Genomic DNA, 23,714 nt, shown 5'->3' with positions numbered 1-23,714 from the left:
CCGATGATCGAAGCTCGTACCCGAGTCACCATCGTGGGAGCCGGCCCCGCGGGCCTGCTCCTCTCGCACCTGCTCGCCGAAGCAGGCATCGAGTCGATCATCTTCGACTCCCGCAGCCGCGAGGAGATCGAGCAGACCATCCGTGCGGGCATCCTGGAGCAGGGCACCGTCGAACTGCTCGAGCAGATCCCGGGCAGCCGCGTGCACACCGTGGGGCAGCGGCACGAGGGCATCGAGCTGCACTTCTCGGGCGAGGCCCACCGCATCGACTTCGCCGATCTCGTCGGGCGGGGCGTGTGGCTGTACCCGCAGCACGAGGTGCTCGCCGATCTCATCGCCGCTCGCCTCGCGGCCGGCCAGGACATCCGCTTCGGTGCCAAGGTCGAGGCCGTCGACGGCGTCGACGACCTCGACCCGAGCGTCGCGGGTACCGACGCCTCCGGAGCGCGCTTCGAGATCACGGCCGACTTCGTGGTGGGCGCCGACGGCTCGCGCAGCGCGGTACGACCCGCCGTGGCGGGCCCGAGGGCGGCGAGCTACTTCCGCGAGTACCCGTTCGCGTGGTTCGGGATCCTGTGCGAGGCGCCGCCGAGCTCCGAGGAGCTCATCTACAGCAATTCTCCCGAGGGGTTCGCACTCATCAGCCAGCGCAGCCCCTCGGTGCAGCGCATGTACTTCCAGTGCGACCCCGAGGCCGACCCGGACGCGATGAGCGAGGCCGAGATCTGGGACACGCTGCAGGCACGCACGCCCGGGCACGAACTCGCGCAGGGACCGATCTTCCAGCGCGACGTGCTGCGCTTCCGCAGCTTCGTCGTGCACGAGCTGCGCCGTGGCCGCGCCGCTCTCGTCGGCGACGCCGCGCACACCGTGCCCCCGACCGGTGCGAAAGGCATGAACCTCGCGGTCGCCGACGTGGTGCTGCTGGGCGAGGCCCTGCGGCGGCTGCTGCTCGAGGACGACGAGCGCGGGATCGACGCCTACGCCGACACCGCCCAGAAGCGCATCTGGAAGGCGCAGCACTTCTCATGGTGGATGACGAGCATGCTGCACCTGCAGCCCGGAGCCGACGACTTCGACCGGCTGCGCCAGATCGGAGAGCTGCGCAGTGTGGTCGAGAGCGAGGCCGGCAAGCGCTACCTGGCCGAGGCCTACACCGGCTGGCCGCTGCAGGAGACGCTCCCCTGACTCTCTTGCCCTCGTCGAGCGCTGCAGGCGTGCTCCCGCTTCGTGCCACTCTCCGAGCCGTTATTCCAGCTCGAGCGGTGCAGCCCTCTACAGTAGCCGCAGATCGGCGTCGATCGCCGCCGCCGCTTCGAGCAGCCGCGGCAAGTGGTGCTCGCGCACGTACTCGACGGGATGCCGCGTCGCGCTCATCGAGACGTTGACCGCTGCGATCACCCGCCCGTCCCGCCCGCGCACCGGAGCCGCGAGCGAGCGCAGCCCGGCCTCGAGTTCGCCGTCGACGAGCGCCCAGCCCTGCTCCGCGATACGATCCAGCTCGGCGGCGAGCGCGTCGGAATCGGTGATCGTGCGCTCGGTCAGCGCCCGCGGTTCCGCCGCCGCGAGCACAGCGCCCCGCTCCGCCTCCGGCAGCGCGGCCAGCAGCACCCGGCCCATGCTCGTCGCGTACGCCGGGAAGGAGGTGCCGATCGTGATCCCGACCGTCATGATGCGGCGGGTGGGCACCCGCGCGACATAGACGATATCGGGGCCCGAAAGCACCGCGGCCGATGCCGACTCGTCGACCTCGCGCGACAGCCGCTCGAGGTGGGGCTGCACGACCTCGGGCAGGGACAGCGCCGAGAGGTAGCTGAAGCCGAGCTCGAGCACGCGCGGAGTGAGCGAGAACGAGCGGCCGTCGGCGCGCACGTAGCCGAGGCTCTCGAGAGTGCGGAGGAAGCGCCGCGCCGCCGCCGCCGGGATCTCGGCGCGGCGCGCCACCTCGCTGAGGCTCAGCTGCGGGTGGTCGGCGTCGAACACGCGGATCACCGCGAGCCCGCGGGCCAGCGACTGCACGAAGTCGGCGCTCTGCGGTTCTTCCATCACTCCTCCTGGACGAGCATACGGGTCAGCAGGGCGGTCATGAGGCCCGGATCATCCACGCTACGCGCGGAGCATGTTCAGTTTCGAGCCCGGATCCACACCCTAGCGCTCCAGCACGACGGCGAGCCCCTGGCCCACGCCGATGCAGATCGCGGCGACCGCGACTCCGCCTCCCCGCCGAGCGAGCTCGTGCGCGGCGTGGCCGATGATCCGCCCGCCCGATGCCCCGAGGGGGTGACCGATCGCGATCGCGCCACCGTGGATGTTCAGCTTCTCGGGGTCGAGCTCGGGCCAGCCCTTGAGACACGCGAGCGACTGCGACGAGAACGCCTCGTTCAGCTCGACGAAGTCGACGTCGGCCCAGGATTTGCCGGCGCGCGCGAGCGCCTTGTTCGCCGCCTCGATGGGCGCGATGGGGAAGTCGTCGGGATCCACACCGTGCGCGGCGCGGCCGGCCACCCGAGCCAGCGGCTCCGCGTCGAGCGCCCCCTCGGCGCCGAGCAGCACCGCCGAGGCGCCGTCGTTGATCGACGACGAGTTGCCCGCGGTCACCGTGCCCTCGCCGGGAGGCGCGAACAGCGCCTTGAGCCCCGCGAGCTTCTCGACCGTGCTCCCATCGCGGATCCCCTCGTCGCGCGCGAGCTCCGCGCCCGGCACCTGCACGATCTCGGCGTCGTACCTGCCCGCTGCCCACGCCTCGGCGGCGAGGCGGTGCGAGCGCACGGCGAACTCGTCCTGAGCCTCCCGGTCGATCCCCCACTCGCGGGCGATCTTCTCGGCGGATTCGCCGTTCGAGATGGTCCAGTGCTTCGGCAGCGCCCGGTTGATCATGCGCCAGCCGATCGAGGTATTCCACATGGTCTGGTTGCCGACCGCGGGCCACGGCTTCGCCGACTTCTCGACCACGAAAGGTGCACGGCTCATCGACTCGACCCCGCCCGCGAGCACGAGCTCGGCGTCACCCGACTCGATCGCGCGCGAACCCTGGATCACGGCCTCGACCGACGAGGCGCAGAGCCGGTTCACGGTCACGCCCGTCACGGAGGTCGGGAAGCCCGCGAGCAGCGCCCCGAAGCGGGCCACGTTGCGATTGTCCTCACCCGCCTGGTTCGCGTCGCCGAAGATCACGTCGGCGATCCGCGCCGGGTCGATCCCCGTGCGCTCGACCGTCGCGCGCATCACGACCGCGGCGAGGTCGTCGGGGCGGATCCCCGAGAGCGCGCCGGCTGCGCGCCCGAAGGGGGTGCGCACCGCGTCATATATATAGGTAGCGGTCATGCTGCGTGATCCTCTCGATCGGTCGCGTCGGCGAGTGCGAGGCCGGTCAGCTCCCGCAGCCCCTCGACGGTGTTGTCGCCGAACAGCTCGCGCACCGCGAAACCGTCGGCCGTGACGTCGAACACCGCGTGGTCGGTGTAGACCCGGGACACGCAGCCGACGCCCGTGAGGGGGTAGGAGCACCCGGCCACGAGCTTCGACTCCCCCTGCTTGGTGAGCAGGTCGGTCATCACATAGACGTCCTTCGCGCCCATCGCGAGATCCATCGCTCCGCCGACGGCCGGGATCGCGCCCGGCGCGCCCGTCGACCAGTTCGCCAGATCGCCGTTCTCCGCCACCTGGAAGGCGCCGAGCACGCAGACATCGAGGTGACCGCCGCGCATCATCCCGAAGGAGTCGGCGTGATGGAAGTACGCGGCGCCGGCGAGCGCGGTGACCGCCTGCTTGCCCGCGTTGATGAGGTCGGGGTCGATCCGCCCCTCCTCGGGAGCCGGCCCCATGCCGAGCATCCCGTTCTCGGTGTGCAGGATGATCTCCTCGTCCTCGGGGAGATAGTTCGCGACCAGGGTGGGCGCCCCGATCCCGAGGTTCACGATCGAACCCTCGGGGATGTCGGCGGCGATCCGCGCCGCGAGCTCCTGCCGGGTGATCCTTGTGGTCATCGTGCCGCCTCCTTCGTCTTCTCACCGGGGGCCGCTGTGGCGGCCGAACCCGATTCGGCGAACGCTTCGCGTCCGCTTGAAATCGGGTTCCCCTCCAAGTCCACCCCGCCGACGAACTCCCCGTCGCGCAGCCAGCGCCGCTCCCCCACCGCGACGACGCGGTCGACGAAGATGCCGGGGGTGACGACGGTCTCGGGATCGATGCCGCCGAGCTCGACGAACTCGTCGACCTGCGCGATGGTCGTCGCCGCAGCGGTCGCCATGATCGGCCCGAAGTTGCGGGCGGTCTCGCGGTAGACGAGGTTGCCCCAGCGGTCAGCCCGACGCGCGCTGATCAGCGCGAAGTCGGCGCGTATCGGGTACTCGAGGGCGTAGAGGCGACCGTCGATCTCGCGCGTCTCCTTGCCCTCGGCGAGTTGCGTGCCCACGCCGGTGGGGGTGAAGAACGCGCCGACGCCGGCACCCGCGGCTCGGATGCGTTCGGCGAGGTTGCCCTGCGGCACGAGTTCGAGCTCGATCGCGCCCTCGCGGTACAGTCCGTCGAACACCCAGGAGTCGCTCTGCCTGGGGAACGAGCAGATGATCTTCTTCACCCGGCGCTTCGCGAGCAGTGCCGCGAGCCCCACATCACCGTTGCCGGCGTTGTTGTTGACGATCGTGAGGTCTGAGGCACCCTGTTCGATGAGCGCGTCGATGAGCTCGACGGGCTGCCCCGCGCGACCGAAGCCCCCGATCATCACGGTCGCGCCGTCGTGGATGCCGGACACGGCTTCCACGACAGATCCGACTCTTTTGTCGATCATTCGCTCCTCCTCGGTCGCCGCGAGAAGCCGGCGTCCCGGCTCTCATTATTTCGCTCTGCGAACTCTCGTTCGTTAGACGAAACAAGCGTACCCCGAAGAACGACCCGGGGGAACCCCGGGCCCCATGCTGCCCCGCGAGCGGGGAGCGGGCGGCGCCCGTCAGTCGCGCCAGAGCACCCGCTGCTCACCCGCACGCACGGGCGCGAAGATCCGGTTCTGCGCCGGAGGGATGGGGCAGCTGTAGAAGTCGCTGAACCCGCAGGGCGGGATGAAGGCGCGGTTGAAGTCGAGCACCAGCTCGCCGCTGTCGTTCGCTGGAGGATCGAATCGCAGGAAGCGGCCGGGCGCGTACGACTCGCGGCCGCTCGTCTCGTCGGCGAACACCAGCACGAGTTGGCCGCCGTCGGCGAATGCCGTGAGCTCGTAGACCCGGCCCGCGATCTCGGCGACGATCACCCCGGGCACGGTCTTCGTATGCCCCGTATCGGTGGAACGCGTAAACTCCCACGGCACCTGGGAGTTCGCATCGTACGCCTCGAGCCGGGCGCTCACGCGCCATGCCGGATCGTAATCGTAGACGGAGATACCGGAGAACGCGGCGAGCTTGGGCGAGGCCTCGTCATAGAGGCGGATCTCGTAGTCGCTACCATCGAGGCTGAAGACATCTGCGGTTCGCCCGCCCGCCCGCAGCAACGGCAGCCCCTCGGCGCCGAGCCGCGCGACGAAGGTCTCCTCGCTCACGGGCTCCCAGCCGTCGGGTTCAGTGGCGAGCTCAAGCCCCTGCCCGGTCGGCCGCACCCGCGCGCCGGCCTCGCCAGGCTCGCGCCAGACCTGCGCCGGGAACCCCTGCAGATCGGCGGGTGCCTCTCCGATCGGCTGGAACGCAACGAGGGCGAGGTTGCCGATCGGTCCGGCAACCGCCCGCTCGCGGCCCTCGACCCACTCGATCCAGGCGTCCCGATCCTCAGCGCGCTCCGTATCCGTCATGGTTCCCCATGCTACGCCCACCACGCGAACCGCAAGCCGTCCCCGTCACATTCGGCAACCTGCTTCTCACCGGGCTCGGAGCATGTCAGAATCGACCGTCGGCCGTTCCTCGGGCGACACGCAGAACCGCAGCGCGATGCACGAGCCGGCGATGGCGAACAGGAGAATCGATGAGCACAGATCCGGTGAACTCCTCCGGCGGAGCGGATGCGCGGAGCGGCGACTCCACGTCCGCCCTCGGCCGCGACGACTACTCGCTCACGAGGGTGCCCCGATCCGCCCGCTACTCGTGGGTCACGGTCGCCGTGCAGCGGTTCGGGCAGCTCTCGGCCCTCGGCAACTTCTTCCTGGCCGCGATGATCGGCATGGGCATGGACTTCTGGAGCGCGATCCTCGCGATCACCATCGGCTCGGTGCTGCTCGAGGTGGTCACCATCTTCCTGGGCATCGCCGGCATGCGCGAGGGACTCTCGACCTCGGTGCTCGCTCGGTGGACCGGGTTCGGAGCCAAGGGGTCGGCCCTCGTGGGCGTCGCGATGGCGGTGAGCCTCACGGGCTGGTTCGCAGTGCAGAACGAGGTGTTCGCGCAGGGCCTGTTCTCGATCGTCCCTCAGGTGCCGCTCTGGGCCTGGTGCCTCGTGGGTGGCGCGCTCGTCACGATCATCACCGCCCGAGGCTTCAACTTCATGAAGTGGGTCGCCTACATCACCGTACCGGCGTTCCTGATCGTCACCGTGTGGGCCTTCGCCGTCGAGGTGTCGAAGCACTCCCTTTCGGCGCTCGTCAGCTCGCCGCCGCCCGGCGCGCCGATCTCTCTGGCCGTGGGCACCACGATCGTCGCCGGCGGCTTCATCGTCGGCGCGATCTTCACCCCCGACATGGCGCGCTTCAACCGCAATCGCCGTGACGTCGTGCTGCAGACCGTGATCGGCGTGACCCTCGGGGAGTACGTCGTCGGTGTGATCGGCGTGCTGCTCGCGCACGCGGTGAAGGTCGCCACCGAGGACAGCGCCGGCCAGGTGGTCGCGATCATCCAGTCGTCCTCGGGCCTGCTGGGCGTCATCGTGCTCGTCGCCTCGATTCTGAAGGTGAACGACTGGAATCTCTACCCGTCCTCACTGGGTATCGCGAACGCCGTCGAGGTCTTCTTCCGCCGCCGCGTGAACCGCGCGACCGTCGCGGTGGTGCTCGGTGCGCTGGGCTCGATCCTCTCGGCTTTCGGCTTCGCCAACCAGTTCCAGGGCTTCCTCACGGAGCTCGGGATCCTCTTCCCGCCGATCGCGGCGATCATCGTGGCCGACTACTACGTGCTCAAGACCTGGCGGCCCGAACTCGACGAGTCGCGCGAGCGCGGGGCGCTGCCCGACGCGGTCGTGAACTGGGTTCCGGCGGGCCTCATCGCCTGGGCCATCGGGTACCTGGTGGGGAAGTTCGTCACTTTCGGCGTGCCGAGCATCAACTCCCTGGTGATCGCGTTCGCGGTCTACCTCGTGCTCGGCAAGCTGGGGCTCGCGGGCAAGCCGCGCGCACCGCGCAAGGCTGAGGTCTGACGCATCGGCCCGATCCTGATGCGGGCGACGGACGCCGACTTGAACTGAATGGGACACTAGATCCATGCACATCGGAATCGACGTAGGCGGCACCAATACCGATTCGGTGCTGATGGACGGGCGCCGGCTCGTCGCGTCGGCCAAGCAGCCGACCACCGGAGACGTGACGGAGGGGATCACGGCCGCGCTGCGCTCGGTGCTCTCCGAAGCGTCGGAGCGGATCGAGGCCGTCTCCGTCGGCACGACGCACTTCACGAACGCGGTCGTGCAGGGTCGCGGTCTCGCCCGCACCGCGGCCGTGCGGCTCGGTCTGCCCGCGAGCGCCGGCGTGCCGCCGATGACGGGCTGGCCGCAGAGACTCTCCGCGGCGCTCGGCGGGTACCGCTTCCTGTGTCATGGCGGCTACGAGTACGACGGTCGCGAGATCTCACCGCTGGATCCCGATGAGCTGAAGCGGGTCGCCGAGCAGCTCGGGCGCGACGGCATCGAGTCCGCGGCCGTCACCTCGATCTTCTCGCCGGTGAATGCCGATCTCGAGCAGCGGGCGGCCGAGATCCTGCGCGCGGAGCTACCCGACCTGCAGGTCTCGCTGTCGCACGAGATCGGGCGCATCGGCCTCGTCGAGCGCGAGAACGCCACCATCATCAACGCCGCACTGCTCCCTGTCGCCGACCGCACGGTCGACGCGATCGGCGAGGCGCTGCGCTTTCTCGGCATCGACGCACCGCTGTATCTCTCGCAGAACGACGGCACCCTGATGGACCGGGAATACGTGCGCCGCTATCCCGTGGCCACCTTTGCGGCGGGGCCGACGAACTCCATGCGGGGCGCTGCGCTGCTCTCGGGGCTCGACGACTGCGTCGTCGTCGACATCGGAGGCACCACCGCGGATGTGGGAGCCGTCGTGGCGGGGTTCCCCAGACAGGCCACGACCGCGGTGGACATCGCGGGAGTGCGCACCAACTTCCGCATGCCCGACGTGGTCTCCGTCGGGATCGGTGGCGGCAGCCTCGTGACACTCGATGGAACGAGTGCACAGGTGGGACCGGAGAGCGTCGGCTACCGCCTCCCCTCTGAGGCGCTCGTGTTCGGGGGTGAGACCCTCACGGCCACCGACGTCGCCGTCGCCGCCGGTGCGGCCGACATCGGAGACCGCTCGGCGGTGCGCCACCTCGATCCCGCGCTGGTGCAAACCGCGATGCGGTCGATCGCCGAACGGATCGGCGCCCTCGCCGACACGATGCGCACCTCGGCCGCCGACACTCCGGTGGTGCTCGTCGGCGGCGGCAGCGTGCTCCTGTCCGGCGACATCCCGGGCTTCGACACGATCGTGCGCCCGGGCGAGCACGCCTCGGTCGCGAACGCGATCGGCGCGGCCATCGCACAGGTCGGCGGCGAGGTCGATCGCATGTTCGTGCTCGAGCGCGAGTCGCGGGAGCACGCCCTCGAGGAGGCGAAGGCCGAGGCGATCGAGCAGGCGGTCGCCGCGGGCGCCGACCCGCGAACGGTCGAGGTCGTGGACATCGACGAGATCCCGATCTCCTACCTGCCCGGCGGAGTCACGCGCGTGCGCGTGAAGGCCGTGGGAGAACTGGCGCTGGGAGGAGTCCGATGAGCGGGGCGCAGACGACGCGGGGGAACGAGCGGTTGAGCGCGATCCGCCTCGAAGACATCGACGACATCGCGCGCGGGGCGGCCATCCTCGGCGCGGGCGGAGGCGGGGATCCGTTCCTGGGCTCCCTGCTCGCGAAGCACGCCATCGAGCAGCACGGTCCCGTGCCACTCGTCGAGCCGACCGATGTTCCCGACGACGCCCTCGTACTGCCCGTCGCGATCATGGGCGCTCCCACGGTGATCGTGGAGCGGCCGCCGGCGGGCGATGAACTGCCGCGGGCGGTCGAGGCGATCTCGCGTCGGATCGGGCGCCCCGTGACCCACATCGCGTTCTTCGAGGCCGGCGGCCTGAACTCGATGACGCCCATCCAGGTCGCGGCGCAGACGGGCCTGCCCCTCATCGACGCCGACGGCATGGGACGGGCCTTCCCCGAACTGCAGATGGTGTCGTTCTCGCTCGAGGGCATCTCGGCCTCCCCGATGGCGCTCGCCGACGACAAGGGCAACGTCGTGCTGCTCGAGGCCGCGGACAACGTGTGGGCCGAACGCCTTGCGCGGGTGTCGACGGTCGAGATGGGCTGCGGGGCGCCGATCGCGCTCTACCCGCACTCCGGCGCCCAGACCAAGACGGCGCAGGTGCCGCGCACCGTCACCCTGGCACGCGACATCGGCCGCCTCATCCGCGAGACCCGCGCCGCGCACGGGGACCCCGCGGTGACCGTGACGGAGCGCTTCAGCGGGCGCGTGCTGCTGCGCGGCAAGGTGACCGACACGCAGCGCAGCACTTCGGGCGGTTTCGTGCGGGGCAGCTCGACGATCGAGGGCTTCGGCGACGACGAGGGCTCGCGCTTGCAGCTGGAGTTCCAGAACGAGAACCTGGTGGCCGTCCGCGACGGCCGCCTCATCGCGACGGTGCCCGATCTCATCTGCGTGCTCGACGCCGACACCGGTGAGCCCATCACCACCGAGGCGCTCCGCTACGGGTTCCGGGTCACCGTGATCGGCCTCCCCTGCGACCCCCGCTGGCGCACCGAGCAGGGCCTCGCCCTGGTGGGGCCTCGCTACTTCGGTTACGACGTGGACTACGTGCCGGTCGAATCGGCGTAGACGCCCGAGCTTCGGCCGCCGGGCGGAGCGGTCTGCGATAAGGTTCGGATAGTGAGCATGCCGACCGCCCTTCCCCGGTCGCGCCGCCCCTGGACACTGATGTTCATCGCGGTCTGCCTCGTCGCCGTGAACATGCGCATGACGATCACCGGGGTCGGGCCGCTGCTCGAGGAGATCGCCGCCCACGAGGGAGTCACCCCCGCCGCGCTCGGCGGCCTCGCATCGGTGCCGCTCATCGCCTGGGGCCTCGTCTCGCCCCTGGCGCACACCCTCAGCCTGCGACTGGGGGTCGAACGCGCGGTGGGCTGGTCGCTCGTCGCGCTCGGGATCGGCACGGTCTGGCGCTCCCTGCCCGGCACCCCGTTGAGCCTCTGGCTCGGCACCGCGCTCATCGGTGCGGCCCTCGCGGTGGGCAACGTGCTGCTGCCCGCGGTGATCCGACGGGATTTCGGATCGCGGATCCCGCTCGTCATGGGCGTCTACACCGCGCTGCTCGGCGGGCTGGGCGCGGTCTCCGCGGGGGTGGTGGTGCCCATCGCGCAGGCGTTCCCCGGGGACGGCGGGGAGGGGTGGCGGATCGCGCTCCTCTGCACGGGAGCCCTGATCCCGCCCGCGCTCGCGGTCTGGATCCTCGCCTCCCGCGCGCGCCGCGCCGACTCGGTGGCAGCGGCGGCAGCGGCGACGACATCGACCGCGCCTATCCCCACCCCACCTCCCCCGGGGCATGGAGCCGCGCGCCGCATCTGGCGGGATCCCGTAGCCTGGACCGTCGCCCTCTACATGGGCCTGCAGTCGATGACCTTCTACATGATCGCCACCTGGCTCGCCCCCATCGAGATCTCCGGCGGGCGCTCGGCCGTCGCCGCCGGCATCGACGTGATGCTCTACCAGTTCGTGTCGATCGGCGGATCCCTGCTGCTGCCGTTCCTCTATCGCGGACCCATGAAACGCTGGCTCGCCATGTTCCTGCCCCTCGCGATCAGCGGCTCCTTCGCGTGCGTCGTGCTGATCCCGGGATCCGAGCTGCCGTGGATCGTCATCGGCGGGCTCGGATCCGGCGCCTCGCTCAGCGTGTCCCTGCTGTTCATGGCGGTGCGGGCCCGGAATCAGATCGCGGCGACCGCGCTGTCCGGCATGGCGCAAGCGGTCGGCTATCTCATCGCCGCAGCCGGCCCGGCGGCGTTCGGTCTCGCTCACGAGGTCAGCGGCGGATGGGGTCTCCCACTCGCCCTCGTGATCGGGATCATGGTCGTGCAGCTCGTGCTGGGCTTTCTCGTCGGCCGCGAGCGCTTCGTGCTCGACGGCCCGCGTCGCGGCTGAGGTCTTACTGCGACACGGTCGGCGACGCTGCAGAGCGATCGGGCTGCGCTGACGCGGGGCGGTGCAGTATCCCTGTGAGGATCGCGAGCGCCGACCCCACCGCGGTATCGAGCACGCGCTCCCAGGCGGCTCCCACGACGTCCACGGTTCCGGTCGCAGCGGCGGTGATGAGCAGCACGAGCGGGGTGATGAAGATCAGCGCGAGCGCGTAGTTGCGCACCACGACGAACTCGATAGCGAACTGCAGCAGCATCAGCAGCACCACAAGCGCCAGGGGGATCGTGCTGAGCGGCGCGAGAGCGACCGCGAGCACCGCTCCCAGCAGGGTGCCGACGGTGCGGTGCAGGCCGCGCGTGAGCGCGATCCCGCGGGACGGCGTGAGGCCCACTACGGCGACACCGGCCGTGACCGTCCAGTAGGCCCGGTACGGATCGAGCAGCAGCATGCTCGCCAGCGCCCCGAGCACGGCCACGATCGCGATGCGCAGGATCAGCTCGCGCTCACCGACACCCACCCACGGGCCGGGCAGCAGCTCGCGGAGCCGTCGCGCCGGCCGCACCCGCTCCGCTCGGCGCAGCAGCGGTGTGAGCGCGAGCAGGTACGAGCAGAGCGAACCGGCCGTCACGGCGGCGAGGAACACCCAGGGGTCGGTGATCCTCTCGCCGTCGACCACGCCGGTCACGTTCGCAGAGAGCCCGTAGCTCAGCACGAAGAAGACCGGGCCGGGCGGGCCCACCCGGAAGGCGAACGAGAGCGCACTCGCTCCCACCGCCACACCCACGAGTCCCACGGCCAGCAGCCACGGCCAGGGCGAGAACGCTGCGCCGAGCCCGGCGCAGGCGAGCAGTCCGGCGCCCACGAGGGGCAGCGCCTTCGCACGCTCAGCCGCGCCGGCGCCCGCGAAGAACAGGGCTACGAACGCTCCGGCCGCCGTCTGCAGACCGATGTCCTCGTGACCGAGCAGTGTGAGCAGCCCGAAGGGCAGGCCGATCGAGAGCGCAGCGCGCACTGCGATCCAGAAGCGGGGTGCCGGACTCGGGGGCAGAGCGACGAGACTGCGCACCGCGGATCCGGCGATGGCTGCGGCGCGGTTGCCGCCGGTTCTATCCTGGCCGCGATCCTCGCCTGCCGCACGCCCGGCAGGATCCTCACGCCCCGCTCGATCCATCGCCTGCACCGCGCCCCCTTCCCACGGGCGCAAACCTAGCAGCAGTCGGAGTGCGGAGCACACGCGCGGGAGCAGCGGCCGCTTCCGAGGCGCCTCAGAACGGGTAGCGCTCCGGCTCGTGCTGCATCGTGACCCACTGCGTGCTCGTGAAGGTGTCGAGATTCGCCTGCGGACCACCGAAGCGACCGCCCGCCCCCGAGGCCTTGATCCCGCCGAACGGGGCCACCGCCTCGTCGTCGACGGTCGCGTCGTTGATGTGCACGGCTCCCGACTCGATGCGGTCGGCCAGCAGGTAGGCGCCGTACGCGTCGGAGGTGATGATCGAGACCGAGAGGCCGTACTCCGAGGCGTTGATGATGTCGATCGCCTCGTCGACGTCGTCGTACACGTGCACGGGCGCCACCGGCCCGAAGATCTCCCCCGTCCACGCCGGATTGTCGGGGGCGACGCCCTCGAGCACCGTCGGGCGGTAGTAGAGCCCGTCGTACTCGCCGCCCGTGACGACCGCCGCGCCGTGCTCGACCGCGCTGCTCACCCAGGAGTGCACGCGGTCGCGCTGCCCCTCGTCGATGATCGGACCGAGCGGCAGGCCGTCGCGCGGGTCGCCGACCGGGATGCTGCGCGCCTTCTCGGCCAGCACCGCGATGTACTCCTCTGCCATCGAGCGGTGCACGAGGTGCCTGCCTGTCGTCATGCAGATCTGGCCCTGGTGCAGGAACGATCCCCAGGCGCCCACGGAGGCCGCGGCTTCCACGTCGGCGTCGGGCAGGACCAGCATCGCGTTGTTGCCGCCGAGCTCGAGGTGCGGGGATCGGGTTTCAGGATCACCGCGTTGCCGAGCGCCAGTGCCGGCGCGACCGAGCGCATGGCGAGGATCGCGGGGAAGTTGAAGGGAGAGATCACGCCGACCACGCCGAGCGGCACTCGGCGTGCCAGCGAGGTGCGGTTCTTCACGCTGCGCAGCATCTCGCCGTAGGGGTGCGACGCGAGCGCCGCCGCCTCCTGCAGCTCGCTCACCACGAGGCCGGCCTCGAATCCCGCCTTGCCCTGCCCCGACCCGCTCTCGGGCACCAGCAGATCGGTCAAGCGTTCCGGGTGCTCCCCGAGCAGCTGCGCGGCTCGCAGCATGACCGCCGCCCGCTCCGAGTAGGGCCTCCGCGCCCACTCGCGCTGCGCCGCGGTCGCGGAGACCACCGCCCCGTCGAGGTCAGCCGGGGTCGCCAGGGCGATCGACCCGAGCGCGGCGCCCGAGCCGGGCGCCGGCACCTCGGTCACACCCCCGGATCCTGCGCTCCAGTCGTCGGAGTAGAGGCGCTCATGCCATACGGGCTGCTGTGCTGACGTTGCCATCATTGGCTCCCATCGTGATTCGCGGCGCGACGCTCGCGCCTGTGCTGGCGGTGTTCGATGTGCCGCGACCCTACTCCACGGGCCGCGAGCTGTGAAGAGCACCGCAAAGGTGCTTGACCGAAAGAAGCGTGCAAAGGCTTCGGCCGCGCACCTGTCATCCTCGAAGGCGGTACCACCATGAAGCAGCCCGACGTCCTCCAGTCCACCGCGCAACTTCTGCGCAGCCGCGGCCTGACGGTGGTCTTCGGCAACCCCGGTTCGAACGAGCTCCCCTTCCTCGCCGGGCTGGGTGACGACTTCGACTTCGTGCTCGGCCTGCACGAACAGGTGGTCGTGGGCATGGCCGAGGGGTACTCGCGCGCCACGGGCGAACCCGTGCTCGTCAACCTGCATGCCGCGTCGGGCAGCGGCAACGCCATGGGCGCGCTCACGAACGCCCGCTACGGTAACGTGCCGCTCGTGATCCTGGCCGGCCAGCAGGTGCGCGAGACCGTGGGGCAGGAGTCGATGCTCGCCAACATCGACGCAGGAGCGCTCACCCGCCCGCTCACCAAGTTCTCCCACGAGCCCCTCGCGGCATCCGACGTGCCCCGCGCACTCTCGCAGGCCATCTTCGAGGCGACGTCCGAGCCCCGAGGGCCGGTCTACATCTCGGTGCCGCTCGACGACTGGGCGCAACCGGCGCACCCCGACGACGCCCTCCTGCTGCAGCGCTCCGTGCAGCACGTCGGCGAGCTGCCCGATGTGCTCGCCGACGAGCTCGCCTCGGTACTCGACGCCGCAGAGCGACCCGCGCTGGTGGTCGGCCCTCAGATCGATGCCGCGGCCGCGATTGATCCGCGGGTCTGGTCGGCGCTGATCCGGCTAGCGGAGCACACCGACGCGTCCGTCTACGTCGCTCCCTCACCGACCCGCGGCGTGTTCCCGACCACGCACCCGAACTTTGCCGGTGTGCTGGTCCCCGGCATCCGCTCGGTGCACGAGCGGCTCTCCGGGCACGATGCGGTGCTCGTCGCCGGCGCCCCTGTCTTCCGCTACCACCGCTGGGAGCCCGGCAGCTACCTCCCCGAAGGCACGGAGCTGTGGCAGATCACGCAGGATCCCTCGGAAGCGGCGCGCGCTCCCTTCGGGCGCGCGGTGGTCGGCGACGCCGGATCGGCTGTTCGAGTGCTGGCCGATCGGGTGCGGGATCGAGGCACGCGCCGCCCGGCTCGCACCCTGCCGCCCGCCCGCACCTCTGAGCAGGGGATGACCGGCACCGAGATCCTCGAGGTGCTCAACGCGAACGTGCGCGACGACGTCGTCTACGTGAACGAGACCACCACCCTCGACCTTGACTACCTGGAGCGCATCGACATCTCGCAGCCGAATCGATATCACTTCCCGGCATCGGGCGGGCTCGGCTTCGGCCTCCCGGCCGCCGTGGGCTTCGCCCTGGGGCAGCCGGACGCGACCGTGGTCGCGACGGTCGGCGACGGATCCGCCAACTACGGCATCACCGCGCTCTACACCGCGGCGCAGCGCGGCACCCGCACGATCTTCGTGATCGTGAACAACTCGGGGTACGGCGCGCTCGCGGGCTTCGCCCAGCGCATGGGGGTGCCCGACGTGCCCGGCCTCGATCTCGGCGGCATCGACTTCGTGAAGATCGCGGAGGGTTACGGGGTGCCGGCGTGCCTCGCCGACTCTCGCGAGGAGTTCGAGCGGGCCTACCGCCATGCGCTCCGAGCCGAGGGGCCGGTGCTCATCGAGGCTCGCATCGTGAATGGGTAGATCTGTCAGCGGGGCCCGGGGTCACTAAGCCTGCTGCCCGTGCCGGGGTCCGCGAGGTTCACACTTCCGACGCTATTCTCAGACGCATATTTGCTACGCGTTGCAAATATGCAACCAGTCGCCGAGAATAGATGCGTGAACACTGCGGCCGAACTCCTCAAGCGCGCGCGTATGCTCCGGCGGTTGAACGTCGCTGAGCTCGCGCGCGTCGCCGGCGTTCCCAGATCCACCATCTCGCGCATCGAGAAGGGTCGGGTCTCCCCCTCCTTCGACACGATGTCCTCGATCCTCAATTCCATCGGCTTCACCCTGTCGAGCGAGCTGCACGACGAGCCCGACGATCGCCTCATGCTGGAGACGGCCAGGGCGCTCCAGCGGGGGGAGATCCCCGAGAAGCAGGTCTTCGACCGGCTGCGCGTCGCAGCGCAGACGGCACCGGTGCTGCAGCGACCGGGTGTGCGCACGGTCGACGCGACCCTCGCCGAGGTCTGGGAGTGGAGTGTGTCGACGGGCAGTCCCTGTGCGATTTCCGGGCTCGAAGCCTGCTCTCAAGAGCCCTCCTTCCGTCCGATCCTCTACCTCGATCCGGTCCGAGAGCTTCCCTGGGCTGCCCCCGGAGGCGGCAATCGAGGAACCATCGTTCTGCCGATGACCGGTGACATCCTGGAGCTGACAGAAATCGTGAACGGCGTGCGCTACGTATCCGAGGAGTGGGCGATCATGGACGCCATCGCGAGCCCTGGCCGACAGGCGGATGTCGCGCTCGCGCTTCTCGAGATGCGCGCCGGTTCCGGGCTGAAGGAAGCAGCATGAATGAGACCGCCTCCAATCCTCCTCCCGGCTCGTTCAACCGCGTCTCGTCACTCAGTTCGCCGATACCGCACCTCGACCCCACCGCCCGCTCGAGGCGCCTACTCATCGAGACCGTCGCCGAGTTGCAGCCGTTCCACGAGTCACTCACCGTCATCGGCTCGCACGCGGTGTACGCCCGCGCTGAGGGACTGTTCGAGGGGTACATATTCGAGTCGACGGCCGATGCAGACCTGGCGATTGATCCCGCGTTCGTCGGCCCTGACCCGAGGATCATCGATCTCATGCAGAGCGCCGGCCTCGAACGAGCGCATCCCGACCGACCCGGCATCTACGGGTATGCAGGCGAAGCGCACATTCCGCAGCTGACCCGCACCACCATCGACCTCCTGGTTCCCGAGATCTTCGCCGGCAGAGGACGCAGGTCAGCGAGCATCACGGGTCAGCGCAATGCGGCGACGAGAGCCTCCGGCATCGAACTCGCGCTCTTCGATCGCAGTGAGATGATCCTCGACACGTTACCCATCGACCCGAATCCGCTTCGCGCCTCGGTTCACGTGGCCGGCCACGCGGCGCTGCTGACCGCCAAGGCGCACAAGCTGATGGATCGCCTCGCCGACTTCGAGCGTCGCCCTCATCGCCTCCGCCCCAAGGACTCGGTGGATGTAGGCCTGCTCATGCTGAGCTCCCAGCCCGACGAGGTCGCAGATACGCTTTCGAGAGCTCGAACCGAGCATCCCGCAGTCGCCGACCTCATCGATACAGCGATATCTTTCCTCATCGAGCAGTTCAGTCCCGCTTCACCAGCCCCGCTCAGGCCAGAACTGCTCAGCGGGCTCAGTACCGTCTCTCACGATCTCGAGCCCGCCCTCGACGCCTGGCTGGAGGCCTTCGCCGCCGCGACGGCCGGGCTCAGGGACCGGGCCTCCCGATAGGAGTCGGCGGCCTCGCCGTCGCGCACGAGCACCCCAGGGCCCCTCTGGTGCTGCTCCGCGACTCCTGGGCCCACCGGGGCCGCTCCCCCGACGAGGTCGCTCCGTCGCGGCTCCCTACAGGTCCCTCAGCTCTTCGAGCACGCCCTGCGCGAGCCTCATCGCCGTGTTCGCGACCGGCACGCCGCAGTAGACCCCGGCCTGCAGGATCACCTCTTTGATCTCGTCGACCGTGAGTCCGTTGGTGCGGGCGGCGCGCACGTGCATCTCGAACTCCTCGTGGTGCCCGAGCGCCATCATCGCCGTCAGCACGGCCACCGAACGCTCGCGTCGCCCGAGCCCAGGCCGCGACCAGACGTCACCCCACGCGGTGCGGGTGATGTAGTCCTGGAAGTCGGCGGTGAACTCGGTGGTCCGCGCGATCGCGCGGTCGACGTGGGCGTCGCCCAGCACCTCCCGGCGAACCGTCATCCCCTCCGTATAGCGCGTCTCGTCCGACGCATCCGGGCCGAGCGAGCGGCTCATCGGAGGCTCCCGAAGAACTCGAGCAGCGCCGCCGCCGTGGCCTCCGGCTTCTCGGCGGGCGGCTGGTGGGCCGCCCCCGGGATCATCTGTTTGCGCGCGCGCTGAGCCCGGGTCACGATCTCGTCCTGCCGCTCCTCGGTGCCGACCGTGTCGGCCTCACCCCAGAGGGCGAGCAGCGGCACCTCGATGCGACCCAACCGGTCGCGCAGATCGTAGCTCGCGAGCGCCTCCGCGCAGCGGGCGTAGCCCTCGGCCGGCGTCTCCTGCAGCACCCTCAGGATGCGACCGACCATCACGGGCTGCTGCGTGAACGCCTCCTCTGCGAACCACGCCTTCGAAGAGGCGGAGACGAGCGAGGCGGGCGACTGCTCCCGCACCAGGGCGGCTCGGGCGCGCCAGTGCTCGGCCGAGCCGAGTTCGGCGCCGGACGCGATGATGGCTGCACCGCGCATCCGCTCGGGGTGGCGCAGCGCGAGTTCGAGGCCGAGCGCGCCGCCGATCGAGACGCCGGCGTAGAAGAAGCGGCCGTCGCCGAGTTCGCCCGCCGCTGCGGCGACGGTGTCGGCCAGCTCGGCGAGCGTGAACGGCTGCTCGGCGACCGGGCTGCCCTCGTGGCCGGGTAGCGTGAGCATCGTGACGCGGTACTCCGCCGCGAGCGCGGGCACGACCTCCTCCCAGATGAGAGTGCCGGTGCCGAGCGAGTGCCCGAGCACCACGAGGGGCGCTCCGTCGGGGCCGACGGGTTCGGTGAGCCGGATCGGGGGCTGCGTCATGGGGTCTCCTCGGCGGCGGGTTCGGGGTCGTCGTCTGCGAGCTCGTCGACGAGCTGCGCAGCGAGACCGGTGTAGTCGGCGGGGTCGAGCAGTGCCGCGACGTCGATGTCGCCGAGCCCGGGTTCGGCGCGGATCAGAGCCTCGAGACTCCCGCCCGAACCCGCCTCGGCGACGATCCGCTTCACGCGGTCGGCTCCGATGAGGGGGGCCAGTTCGAGGTTCAACCGTTCGGCGAGGATCAGACCACGGGTGATTCCGAGGTTGCGCCGCACGGCTTCTCGGTCGACTCGCAGCCCCCGCACGAGGGTCCCCGCGTGGGCCGCGGCGCCGAGCGCGAGGCGCAGCAGCTCCCGGAGCGTCTGCCATTCGGCGTGCCAGGCGCCGTCCGGCCGCTCGTCGGCGGCGAGCGCGGCTGCGGCGTGCAGGGTCGCCCCGAGCTGGGGGGCGCGGATCGCGGCGGAGCGGATCAGCACGGAGCCGGTGGGGTTGCGCTTCTGGGGCATGGCCGAGGATCCGCCCCCCGTTCCCTCTGCGAGCTCTCCGATCTCGGTGCGGCTGAGTGTCGCGACGTCGGCGGCGAGTTTGCCGAGCGCGTCGATAGCCTGCACGAGCGCGTCACCGAGCTCTGTGATCGGCCAGCGCTGCGTGTGCCAGGGGGCATCGGGCGTCGCGAGCCCCAGCAGCTCGGCGAAGACACCGGGCAGAGCCTGGGCCGCGCGTTCCCCGCCGAGCTGCGCGAACGACGCGAGCGTTCCGCCGGCTCCCCCGAGCTGAGCCGGCAGCTCGACGAGGATCTCGTCGAGCCGTATCGCCGCACGTTCCACCCCCCTGGCCCAGTTCGCCGCGCGCAGGCCCACGGTGGTGGGAACGGCGTGCTGGGTCAACGTGCGGGCCGCCGCGGTCTCGTCGCGGTGCTCCCGGGCGAAGGCCGAGAGCGTATCGACGATCTCGGCGAGGTCCGTCAGCACCTGCACGCCTGCGTCCACGGACATCAGCATGAGCGCCGTGTCCATGATGTCCTGACTCGTCGCCCCACGGTGCACCCAGACCCGAGCGTGCTCGGGCACGAGACCGCGCAGCATCCCCACCAGCGGGATCACGGGGTTGCCGCCGGCCACGGCCTCCCGGGTCAGCGCGGCGACATCGACGACCGCGCTCAACCCCTCCGCGCCCTCGTCGCGGTCCTGCGGATTGGCGGCTTCCGCGGGCAGCAGCGCTTCCGCGATCGCATCGGCGGCCGCGACCGGAGCGATCCCGACCTCGGCCCAAGCGCGCGCAAGCGCAGCCTCGGCCGTGACGAGGCACGCGGCGAACGCGGCGTCCGACACGAGCCGATCGTGGTCGACGGTGATCGGCGAGAGCAGCCCGGCATCGACCGCGGTGTCGCCGTCGTGCGCGTCAGAATGCAAGGAAGACCGTCTCCTTCTCGCCCTGCAGCCGGATGTCCTTCTGCAACCATCCGTCGGGCGTCCGCTCAAGAATGAGCGTAGCGCGGTCCTCCTCGCCGAGCGAGGAGAGCAGCGGATCCTGCGCGAGCGCCCGCTCGTCGTCCGGCAGGTACAGGCGCGTGTGCAGCTTGTCGGGCAGGCCGCGGGCGTAGACGATCACGGCGAAGAAGGGGGCCTCACCGTTCACCGAGCCCGGCTCGCGAGTCCAGAATTCGAAGTGGCCGTCATCGTCGGTGAACGCCCGGCCGAAACCGGTGAAGGTGTGGCCGTCGCGCGAGAGCGTGCCCCTGGCCCTCGGCACGCTGCCGTCCGAATCGGCCTGCCAGATCTCGACGATCGAGTCGGGCACGGCGTTGCCCGCGCCGTCGAGCACACGCCCGCTCAGCACGATCGCACCGGGAGAGTGCGGGAAGACGATCTCGTGCTTCTTCTCGAAGTCGGTGCCGAAGGCGAAGAAGGGTCCCACCGTCTGGCCCGGTGTGGGTGCGTGGGTTCTCGTCGGAACCCCGGAGCGCGGTGCCGTGGGCGCGGATCCGCCCGCCGTCGCAGTGTTCATCAGTGTTCGTCCTCCTCGTCGAACCAGGTGGAGTTCTCGAACCAGGTCTGGTCGGGACCGTCGACCACGATGTCGAAGCGGTAGCCCATCGAGAACTCGGGCACCGTGAGGTCGTGATCGTAAACACCGACGAGCCGGTCGCGGTCTTTCTGGTTGCGGATGGTGTTGTAAATGGGGTCGAGCGCGAAGAGCGGATCTCCGGGGAAGTACATCTGCGTGACGATGCGCTGCGTGAACGAGCGGCCGAACACCGAGAAGTGGATGTGCGCCGGGCGCCAGGCGTTCAGGTGGTTGCGCCAGGGGTATGGGCCCGGCTTGATGGTGGTGAACTTGTACTCGCCGTTCGGACCCGTGATCATGCGGCCTGCACCGGTGAAGTTGGGGTCGATGGGCGCCGGGTGCTGATCCCGCTTGTGGATATAGCGGCCACCCGCGTTCGCCTGCCACACCTCGATCAGCTGGTCGCGCACGGGGCGCCCCCATGAGTCGAGCAGGCGCCCCTCGACTGTGATGCGCTCGCCCTGGGGCTCCCCCGGCCCGCCGTTGAGCGTGAGGTCCGCCTCGATCGCCCTCACGTCGCGCTGGCCGAACGCGGGGGACCACAGCTCGATCGCCTCGGGGTCGGTGTGCTTCGGATCCTTGGTCGGAGCCCGGAGCACACTCGACCGGTAGGGCGGGAAGTCGAGGATGGTCCGGGGAAACCGCTCGCCGGCCGCCTCCCGGCGGTCGTACTCGGCGTGCAGCTCGGCGGTCTCACGGTCGATCTGCGCCTGCGACGCCTGATCCGGAGCCGCCAGTAGCGACTCGGGGGCCGCGGATGCGCTCTGCGCTTCTGTCATCGTGCTCTCCTTCGAGGAACGGGGTCACCCCAGGGTGACAGGCACCGCCGACATTCCCGGACGGGACTCCCACTGAGTGAGAGTCCCGGGGGCGCGGATCCGTCCCGCCCGCGCGCTACTCCTCACGCACCTCCGCGACGACGTCTCGAGCTGCCTGCTGCACCATGCGCGCGAGCAACCGCTCATCGGCGCGGTCGATGTGCACCACGACGCCGAGCGCGATCGGTGGCAGCCCCGGTACTGGAGGGAGGGCGGCCGCCACCGAGATGTTGCCGAGGGTCATCTCCTCGCGCGTGCGGGCGTAGCCCCGTGCACGCGTCTCGCCCAGATCCTCGCGCAAACGGGCCTCATCGACGATCGTGCGCGTCGTCTCCCGCTGCAGCGGCGTCGCGAAGAAGCGCGCCAGCCAGGTCTCGTCGCGAGTCGCCAGCAGGGCCTTGCCCACCCCCGTCGCATGCAGGGGTCCGCGCCCGCCCGAACGGCTCACCGTCGGGATCGAGCGGCGGCCGGTCACTCGACCCACGTACAGCACCCGCGCGTCCTCCGGCTCGCCGTCGAGCACTCCGAGATGCACGTTCTCGCCCGTCACCTCGTAGAGCCTCATGAGATGCGGGATCGCCCGCTCTCGCAGGCGCAGCGCAAGGGGCGAGAGTTCGCCCAGCTCCAGCAACCGCGCTCCCACGGCGTAGCGATGGGCGGGCATCCGCACGAGGAGGCCGCGCTCGAGCAGCACGGCGAGCAGCCGGTGCAGCGTCGAGGGAGCGAGGCCGGTGCGCGCGGTGAGGTCGGCTGACCCGAGCTCCGGTTCTTCCTCGCTGAAGCAGCCGAGCACGGCGAGCACCCGATCCAGCACCCCCTCGCCCATGGCGTCCCCTCCCGGGCCCGATACCGCCGCCGGCCCTACACGGCCCGGAGCACCACCGCGGACCCCTGCCCGCCTCCGCCGCAGATCCCGACGGCGCCGAGCGCCCCTGAGCCGAGCTCTGCGAGCTGCCGCGCGAGCGTGCCCACGATCCGTGCACCCGACGCCCCGATCGGGTGGCCGAGCGCGATGGCCCCGCCGTGCCGGTTCACGATCGCCGGGTCCAGGCCGAGCTCACGCGCCGATTGCACCCCGACCGCGGCGAAAGCCTCATTGATCTCGACGGCCGAGAGATCCCCCGCCGCGACCCCCTCGAGCTTCGCGAGCGCAGCCGAGATCGCGCGCGCGGGCTGCGAGTGCAGGTGCGTATCGGGGCCCGCCACGAACGCGGTCGCCTCGACCCGCGCCAGCGGCTTCACCCCGAGGCGCTCGGCCGCAGCGGCGCTCACCAGCACGATCGCGGCCGCTCCGTCGGTGATCTGCGACGCGTTGCCCGCGGTGATCGTGCCGTCCTTCGCGAACGCCCGCCGCAGCCGGGCGAGCCCCTCGGCCGTGGTCTCGGCGCGGATGCCGTCGTCGGCGGCGACCACATTATCGCCCCGCCGGGAGCGCACGGTGAACGGCTCGATCTCGCCCGCGAAGAACTCGCCCGACTCGGCTGCCCTGCGATGCGACTCCGCCGCGAAGGCATCCTGCTCCTCGCGCGTCAGCCCCAACGGACGGTTGCCGTCCTCGGTCAGCGCGCCCATCGCGACCTGGTCGAACGCGTCAGTCAGGCCATCGTGATCGGCGGTGTCGATCATCTGCGCGGGGCCGTACTTCGTGCCCGCCCGCAGCGGGATCACGTGCGGGGCGAGCGACATCGACTCCTGGCCGACCGCGACCACGACCTCTGCCTCGCCCGCGGCGATCAGGCGCACCGCCTGCGATACCGCCTCGGTGCCCGACAGGCACACCGCGTTCAGCGTGATCGCGGGCACGTCGAGCGGGATCCCCGCCCCTGCGGCCGTTTGCCGCGCCGGGTTCTGGCCTGCACCGGCCTGGAGCACCTGCCCCGCGACCACGATGTCGACCTGATCCGACTCGACCCCCGCCCGCGCCAGCGCGGCGCGCACGGCGTGCGCCCCCAGCACGGTCGCCGGCTGAGCGGCGAGCTGCCCGGTGAACCGGGTGAACGGCGTTCGCGCGTATCCGGCGATGAGAGGGGTGCGAGCTGCGGTCACGGGAGGCCTCCTCGAGTGCGGTGTTCGGTGCCGGTTCGAGGCGCAGCGCCGCGATCCGTCACGGCCATTCTGCCGGATCGCAACGGGG

The 23,714-nt window shown here is 70.6% G+C and carries 23 protein-coding genes; 8 read left to right on the top strand and 15 right to left on the bottom strand.

From position 1 onward, the window contains the following. Positions 1-3: 3 nt before the first annotated feature. Positions 4-1,188 carry a 4-hydroxybenzoate 3-monooxygenase gene (locus tag AC0KXF_RS07555; RefSeq protein ID WP_473108584.1) on the top strand — a complete coding sequence of 395 codons (1,185 nt, stop codon included), beginning with the start codon at positions 4-6 and terminating at the stop codon, positions 1,186-1,188. A gap of 87 nt (positions 1,189-1,275) precedes the next feature. On the opposite strand, the gene AC0KXF_RS07550 is transcribed toward AC0KXF_RS07555, so the two are convergent. The 5 genes from AC0KXF_RS07550 to AC0KXF_RS07530 all read right to left on the bottom strand — a co-directional run bounded on the left by AC0KXF_RS07550 (position 1,276) and on the right by AC0KXF_RS07530 (position 5,776). Continuing rightward, complete coding sequence (locus tag AC0KXF_RS07550) at positions 1,276-2,046, bottom strand: IclR family transcriptional regulator domain-containing protein (RefSeq protein ID WP_473108583.1); 771 nt, start codon at positions 2,044-2,046, stop codon at positions 1,276-1,278. 102 nt (positions 2,047-2,148) lie between these two features. Continuing rightward, a complete protein-coding gene (locus AC0KXF_RS07545; protein ID WP_473108582.1) occupies positions 2,149-3,324 on the bottom strand; it encodes a thiolase family protein in 1,176 nt (391 codons plus the stop codon). Continuing rightward, on the bottom strand, positions 3,321-3,986 hold the full coding sequence (locus AC0KXF_RS07540) for a 3-oxoacid CoA-transferase subunit B (RefSeq protein WP_473108581.1): 666 nt from the start codon (positions 3,984-3,986) through the stop codon (positions 3,321-3,323). Before AC0KXF_RS07540 ends, AC0KXF_RS07545 begins: the two co-directional genes overlap by 4 nt. Continuing rightward, positions 3,983-4,789 carry a 3-oxoacid CoA-transferase subunit A gene (locus tag AC0KXF_RS07535; protein WP_473108580.1) on the bottom strand — a complete coding sequence of 269 codons (807 nt, stop codon included), beginning with the start codon at positions 4,787-4,789 and terminating at the stop codon, positions 3,983-3,985. The genes AC0KXF_RS07540 and AC0KXF_RS07535 overlap by 4 nt, the downstream gene beginning before the upstream one ends. Before the next feature lie 159 nt (positions 4,790-4,948). Further along, the gene (locus tag AC0KXF_RS07530) at positions 4,949-5,776 is read right to left on the bottom strand and encodes a DUF1684 domain-containing protein (RefSeq protein WP_473108579.1); all 828 of its coding nucleotides are present in this window, start codon (positions 5,774-5,776) and stop codon (positions 4,949-4,951) included. Positions 5,777-5,946: 170 nt separating this feature from the next. Between AC0KXF_RS07530 and AC0KXF_RS07525 the strand changes: the two genes are divergently transcribed. The 4 genes from AC0KXF_RS07525 to AC0KXF_RS07510 all read left to right on the top strand — a co-directional run bounded on the left by AC0KXF_RS07525 (position 5,947) and on the right by AC0KXF_RS07510 (position 11,367). Continuing rightward, a complete protein-coding gene (locus AC0KXF_RS07525) occupies positions 5,947-7,326 on the top strand; it encodes a purine-cytosine permease family protein (RefSeq protein WP_473108578.1) in 1,380 nt (459 codons plus the stop codon). A gap of 64 nt (positions 7,327-7,390) precedes the next feature. Then, positions 7,391-8,941 carry a hydantoinase/oxoprolinase N-terminal domain-containing protein gene (locus AC0KXF_RS07520; RefSeq protein ID WP_473108577.1) on the top strand — a complete coding sequence of 517 codons (1,551 nt, stop codon included), beginning with the start codon at positions 7,391-7,393 and terminating at the stop codon, positions 8,939-8,941. Then, positions 8,938-10,047: a DUF917 domain-containing protein gene (locus tag AC0KXF_RS07515; protein WP_473108576.1), complete on the top strand. Its 1,110-nt coding sequence runs from the start codon at positions 8,938-8,940 to the stop codon at positions 10,045-10,047. The genes AC0KXF_RS07520 and AC0KXF_RS07515 overlap by 4 nt, the downstream gene beginning before the upstream one ends. 57 nt (positions 10,048-10,104) lie before the next feature. Then, a complete protein-coding gene (locus AC0KXF_RS07510; protein ID WP_473108634.1) occupies positions 10,105-11,367 on the top strand; it encodes an MFS transporter in 1,263 nt (420 codons plus the stop codon). 4 nt (positions 11,368-11,371) lie between these two features. Here AC0KXF_RS07510 and AC0KXF_RS07505 read toward each other — a convergent pair whose 3' ends face one another. The 3 genes from AC0KXF_RS07505 to AC0KXF_RS07495 all read right to left on the bottom strand — a co-directional run bounded on the left by AC0KXF_RS07505 (position 11,372) and on the right by AC0KXF_RS07495 (position 13,885). Next, positions 11,372-12,535 (bottom strand): FUSC family protein, encoded by a 1,164-nt coding sequence (locus AC0KXF_RS07505; protein WP_473108633.1) that lies wholly within the window; start codon positions 12,533-12,535, stop codon positions 11,372-11,374. A gap of 94 nt (positions 12,536-12,629) precedes the next feature. Continuing rightward, a complete protein-coding gene (locus AC0KXF_RS07500; protein ID WP_473108575.1) occupies positions 12,630-13,313 on the bottom strand; it encodes an aldehyde dehydrogenase family protein in 684 nt (227 codons plus the stop codon). Further along, positions 13,226-13,885 (bottom strand): aldehyde dehydrogenase family protein, encoded by a 660-nt coding sequence (locus AC0KXF_RS07495; RefSeq protein WP_473108574.1) that lies wholly within the window; start codon positions 13,883-13,885, stop codon positions 13,226-13,228. Before AC0KXF_RS07495 ends, AC0KXF_RS07500 begins: the two co-directional genes overlap by 88 nt. Positions 13,886-14,062: 177 nt before the next feature. On the opposite strand from AC0KXF_RS07495, the gene mdlC reads away from it, so the two are divergent. The 3 genes from mdlC to AC0KXF_RS07480 all read left to right on the top strand — a co-directional run bounded on the left by mdlC (position 14,063) and on the right by AC0KXF_RS07480 (position 17,403). Next, positions 14,063-15,658 carry a benzoylformate decarboxylase gene (gene mdlC / locus AC0KXF_RS07490; protein ID WP_473108573.1) on the top strand — a complete coding sequence of 532 codons (1,596 nt, stop codon included), beginning with the start codon at positions 14,063-14,065 and terminating at the stop codon, positions 15,656-15,658. Positions 15,659-15,793: 135 nt separating this feature from the next. Continuing rightward, entirely contained in the window at positions 15,794-16,471 is a 678-nt protein-coding gene (locus AC0KXF_RS07485; protein WP_473108572.1) for a helix-turn-helix domain-containing protein, read from the top strand. Continuing rightward, positions 16,468-17,403 carry a hypothetical protein gene (locus AC0KXF_RS07480; RefSeq protein ID WP_473108571.1) on the top strand — a complete coding sequence of 312 codons (936 nt, stop codon included), beginning with the start codon at positions 16,468-16,470 and terminating at the stop codon, positions 17,401-17,403. Before AC0KXF_RS07485 ends, AC0KXF_RS07480 begins: the two co-directional genes overlap by 4 nt. Before the next feature lie 114 nt (positions 17,404-17,517). Here AC0KXF_RS07480 and pcaC read toward each other — a convergent pair whose 3' ends face one another. From pcaC to AC0KXF_RS07445, 7 genes are all read right to left on the bottom strand, one after another. Then, a complete protein-coding gene (gene pcaC, locus AC0KXF_RS07475) occupies positions 17,518-17,925 on the bottom strand; it encodes a 4-carboxymuconolactone decarboxylase (protein ID WP_473108570.1) in 408 nt (135 codons plus the stop codon). After that, complete coding sequence (locus AC0KXF_RS07470) at positions 17,922-18,698, bottom strand: alpha/beta fold hydrolase (protein WP_473108569.1); 777 nt, start codon at positions 18,696-18,698, stop codon at positions 17,922-17,924. The genes pcaC and AC0KXF_RS07470 overlap by 4 nt, the downstream gene beginning before the upstream one ends. Then, positions 18,695-20,107 (bottom strand): lyase family protein, encoded by a 1,413-nt coding sequence (locus AC0KXF_RS07465; RefSeq protein ID WP_473108568.1) that lies wholly within the window; start codon positions 20,105-20,107, stop codon positions 18,695-18,697. Before AC0KXF_RS07465 ends, AC0KXF_RS07470 begins: the two co-directional genes overlap by 4 nt. Continuing rightward, positions 20,097-20,702, bottom strand: coding sequence for a protocatechuate 3,4-dioxygenase subunit alpha (pcaG, locus tag AC0KXF_RS07460; protein WP_473108567.1), 606 nt, complete (start codon positions 20,700-20,702; stop codon positions 20,097-20,099). Before pcaG ends, AC0KXF_RS07465 begins: the two co-directional genes overlap by 11 nt. Next, a complete protein-coding gene (gene pcaH / locus AC0KXF_RS07455; RefSeq protein WP_473108566.1) occupies positions 20,702-21,541 on the bottom strand; it encodes a protocatechuate 3,4-dioxygenase subunit beta in 840 nt (279 codons plus the stop codon). Before pcaH ends, pcaG begins: the two co-directional genes overlap by 1 nt. 115 nt (positions 21,542-21,656) lie before the next feature. Then, on the bottom strand, positions 21,657-22,406 hold the full coding sequence (locus AC0KXF_RS07450) for an IclR family transcriptional regulator (protein ID WP_473108565.1): 750 nt from the start codon (positions 22,404-22,406) through the stop codon (positions 21,657-21,659). Between the two features lie 35 nt (positions 22,407-22,441). Further along, complete coding sequence (locus AC0KXF_RS07445) at positions 22,442-23,626, bottom strand: acetyl-CoA C-acyltransferase (protein WP_473108564.1); 1,185 nt, start codon at positions 23,624-23,626, stop codon at positions 22,442-22,444. Positions 23,627-23,714 lie beyond the last annotated feature (88 nt).

Source organism: Leucobacter holotrichiae (assembly GCF_055791005.1).
This window is presented reverse-complemented; position numbering and strand designations above follow the sequence as displayed.

Coding starts and splice junctions, on each gene's coding strand:
- AC0KXF_RS07555 (WP_473108584.1), top strand. CDS start 4: ATGATCGAAGCTCGTACCCGAGTCACCATCGTGGGAGCCGGCCCCGCG.
- AC0KXF_RS07550 (WP_473108583.1), bottom strand. CDS start 2,046: ATGGAAGAACCGCAGAGCGCCGACTTCGTGCAGTCGCTGGCCCGCGGG.
- AC0KXF_RS07545 (WP_473108582.1), bottom strand. CDS start 3,324: ATGACCGCTACCTATATATATGACGCGGTGCGCACCCCCTTCGGGCGC.
- AC0KXF_RS07540 (WP_473108581.1), bottom strand. CDS start 3,986: ATGACCACAAGGATCACCCGGCAGGAGCTCGCGGCGCGGATCGCCGCC.
- AC0KXF_RS07535 (WP_473108580.1), bottom strand. CDS start 4,789: ATGATCGACAAAAGAGTCGGATCTGTCGTGGAAGCCGTGTCCGGCATC.
- AC0KXF_RS07530 (WP_473108579.1), bottom strand. CDS start 5,776: ATGACGGATACGGAGCGCGCTGAGGATCGGGACGCCTGGATCGAGTGG.
- AC0KXF_RS07525 (WP_473108578.1), top strand. CDS start 5,947: ATGAGCACAGATCCGGTGAACTCCTCCGGCGGAGCGGATGCGCGGAGC.
- AC0KXF_RS07520 (WP_473108577.1), top strand. CDS start 7,391: ATGCACATCGGAATCGACGTAGGCGGCACCAATACCGATTCGGTGCTG.
- AC0KXF_RS07515 (WP_473108576.1), top strand. CDS start 8,938: ATGAGCGGGGCGCAGACGACGCGGGGGAACGAGCGGTTGAGCGCGATC.
- AC0KXF_RS07510 (WP_473108634.1), top strand. CDS start 10,105: ATGCCGACCGCCCTTCCCCGGTCGCGCCGCCCCTGGACACTGATGTTC.
- AC0KXF_RS07505 (WP_473108633.1), bottom strand. CDS start 12,535: ATGGATCGAGCGGGGCGTGAGGATCCTGCCGGGCGTGCGGCAGGCGAG.
- AC0KXF_RS07500 (WP_473108575.1), bottom strand. CDS start 13,313: ATGCTGGTCCTGCCCGACGCCGACGTGGAAGCCGCGGCCTCCGTGGGC.
- AC0KXF_RS07495 (WP_473108574.1), bottom strand. CDS start 13,885: ATGGCAACGTCAGCACAGCAGCCCGTATGGCATGAGCGCCTCTACTCC.
- mdlC (WP_473108573.1), top strand. CDS start 14,063: ATGAAGCAGCCCGACGTCCTCCAGTCCACCGCGCAACTTCTGCGCAGC.
- AC0KXF_RS07480 (WP_473108571.1), top strand. CDS start 16,468: ATGAATGAGACCGCCTCCAATCCTCCTCCCGGCTCGTTCAACCGCGTC.
- pcaC (WP_473108570.1), bottom strand. CDS start 17,925: ATGAGCCGCTCGCTCGGCCCGGATGCGTCGGACGAGACGCGCTATACG.
- AC0KXF_RS07470 (WP_473108569.1), bottom strand. CDS start 18,698: ATGACGCAGCCCCCGATCCGGCTCACCGAACCCGTCGGCCCCGACGGA.
- pcaG (WP_473108567.1), bottom strand. CDS start 20,702: ATGAACACTGCGACGGCGGGCGGATCCGCGCCCACGGCACCGCGCTCC.
- pcaH (WP_473108566.1), bottom strand. CDS start 21,541: ATGACAGAAGCGCAGAGCGCATCCGCGGCCCCCGAGTCGCTACTGGCG.
- AC0KXF_RS07450 (WP_473108565.1), bottom strand. CDS start 22,406: ATGGGCGAGGGGGTGCTGGATCGGGTGCTCGCCGTGCTCGGCTGCTTC.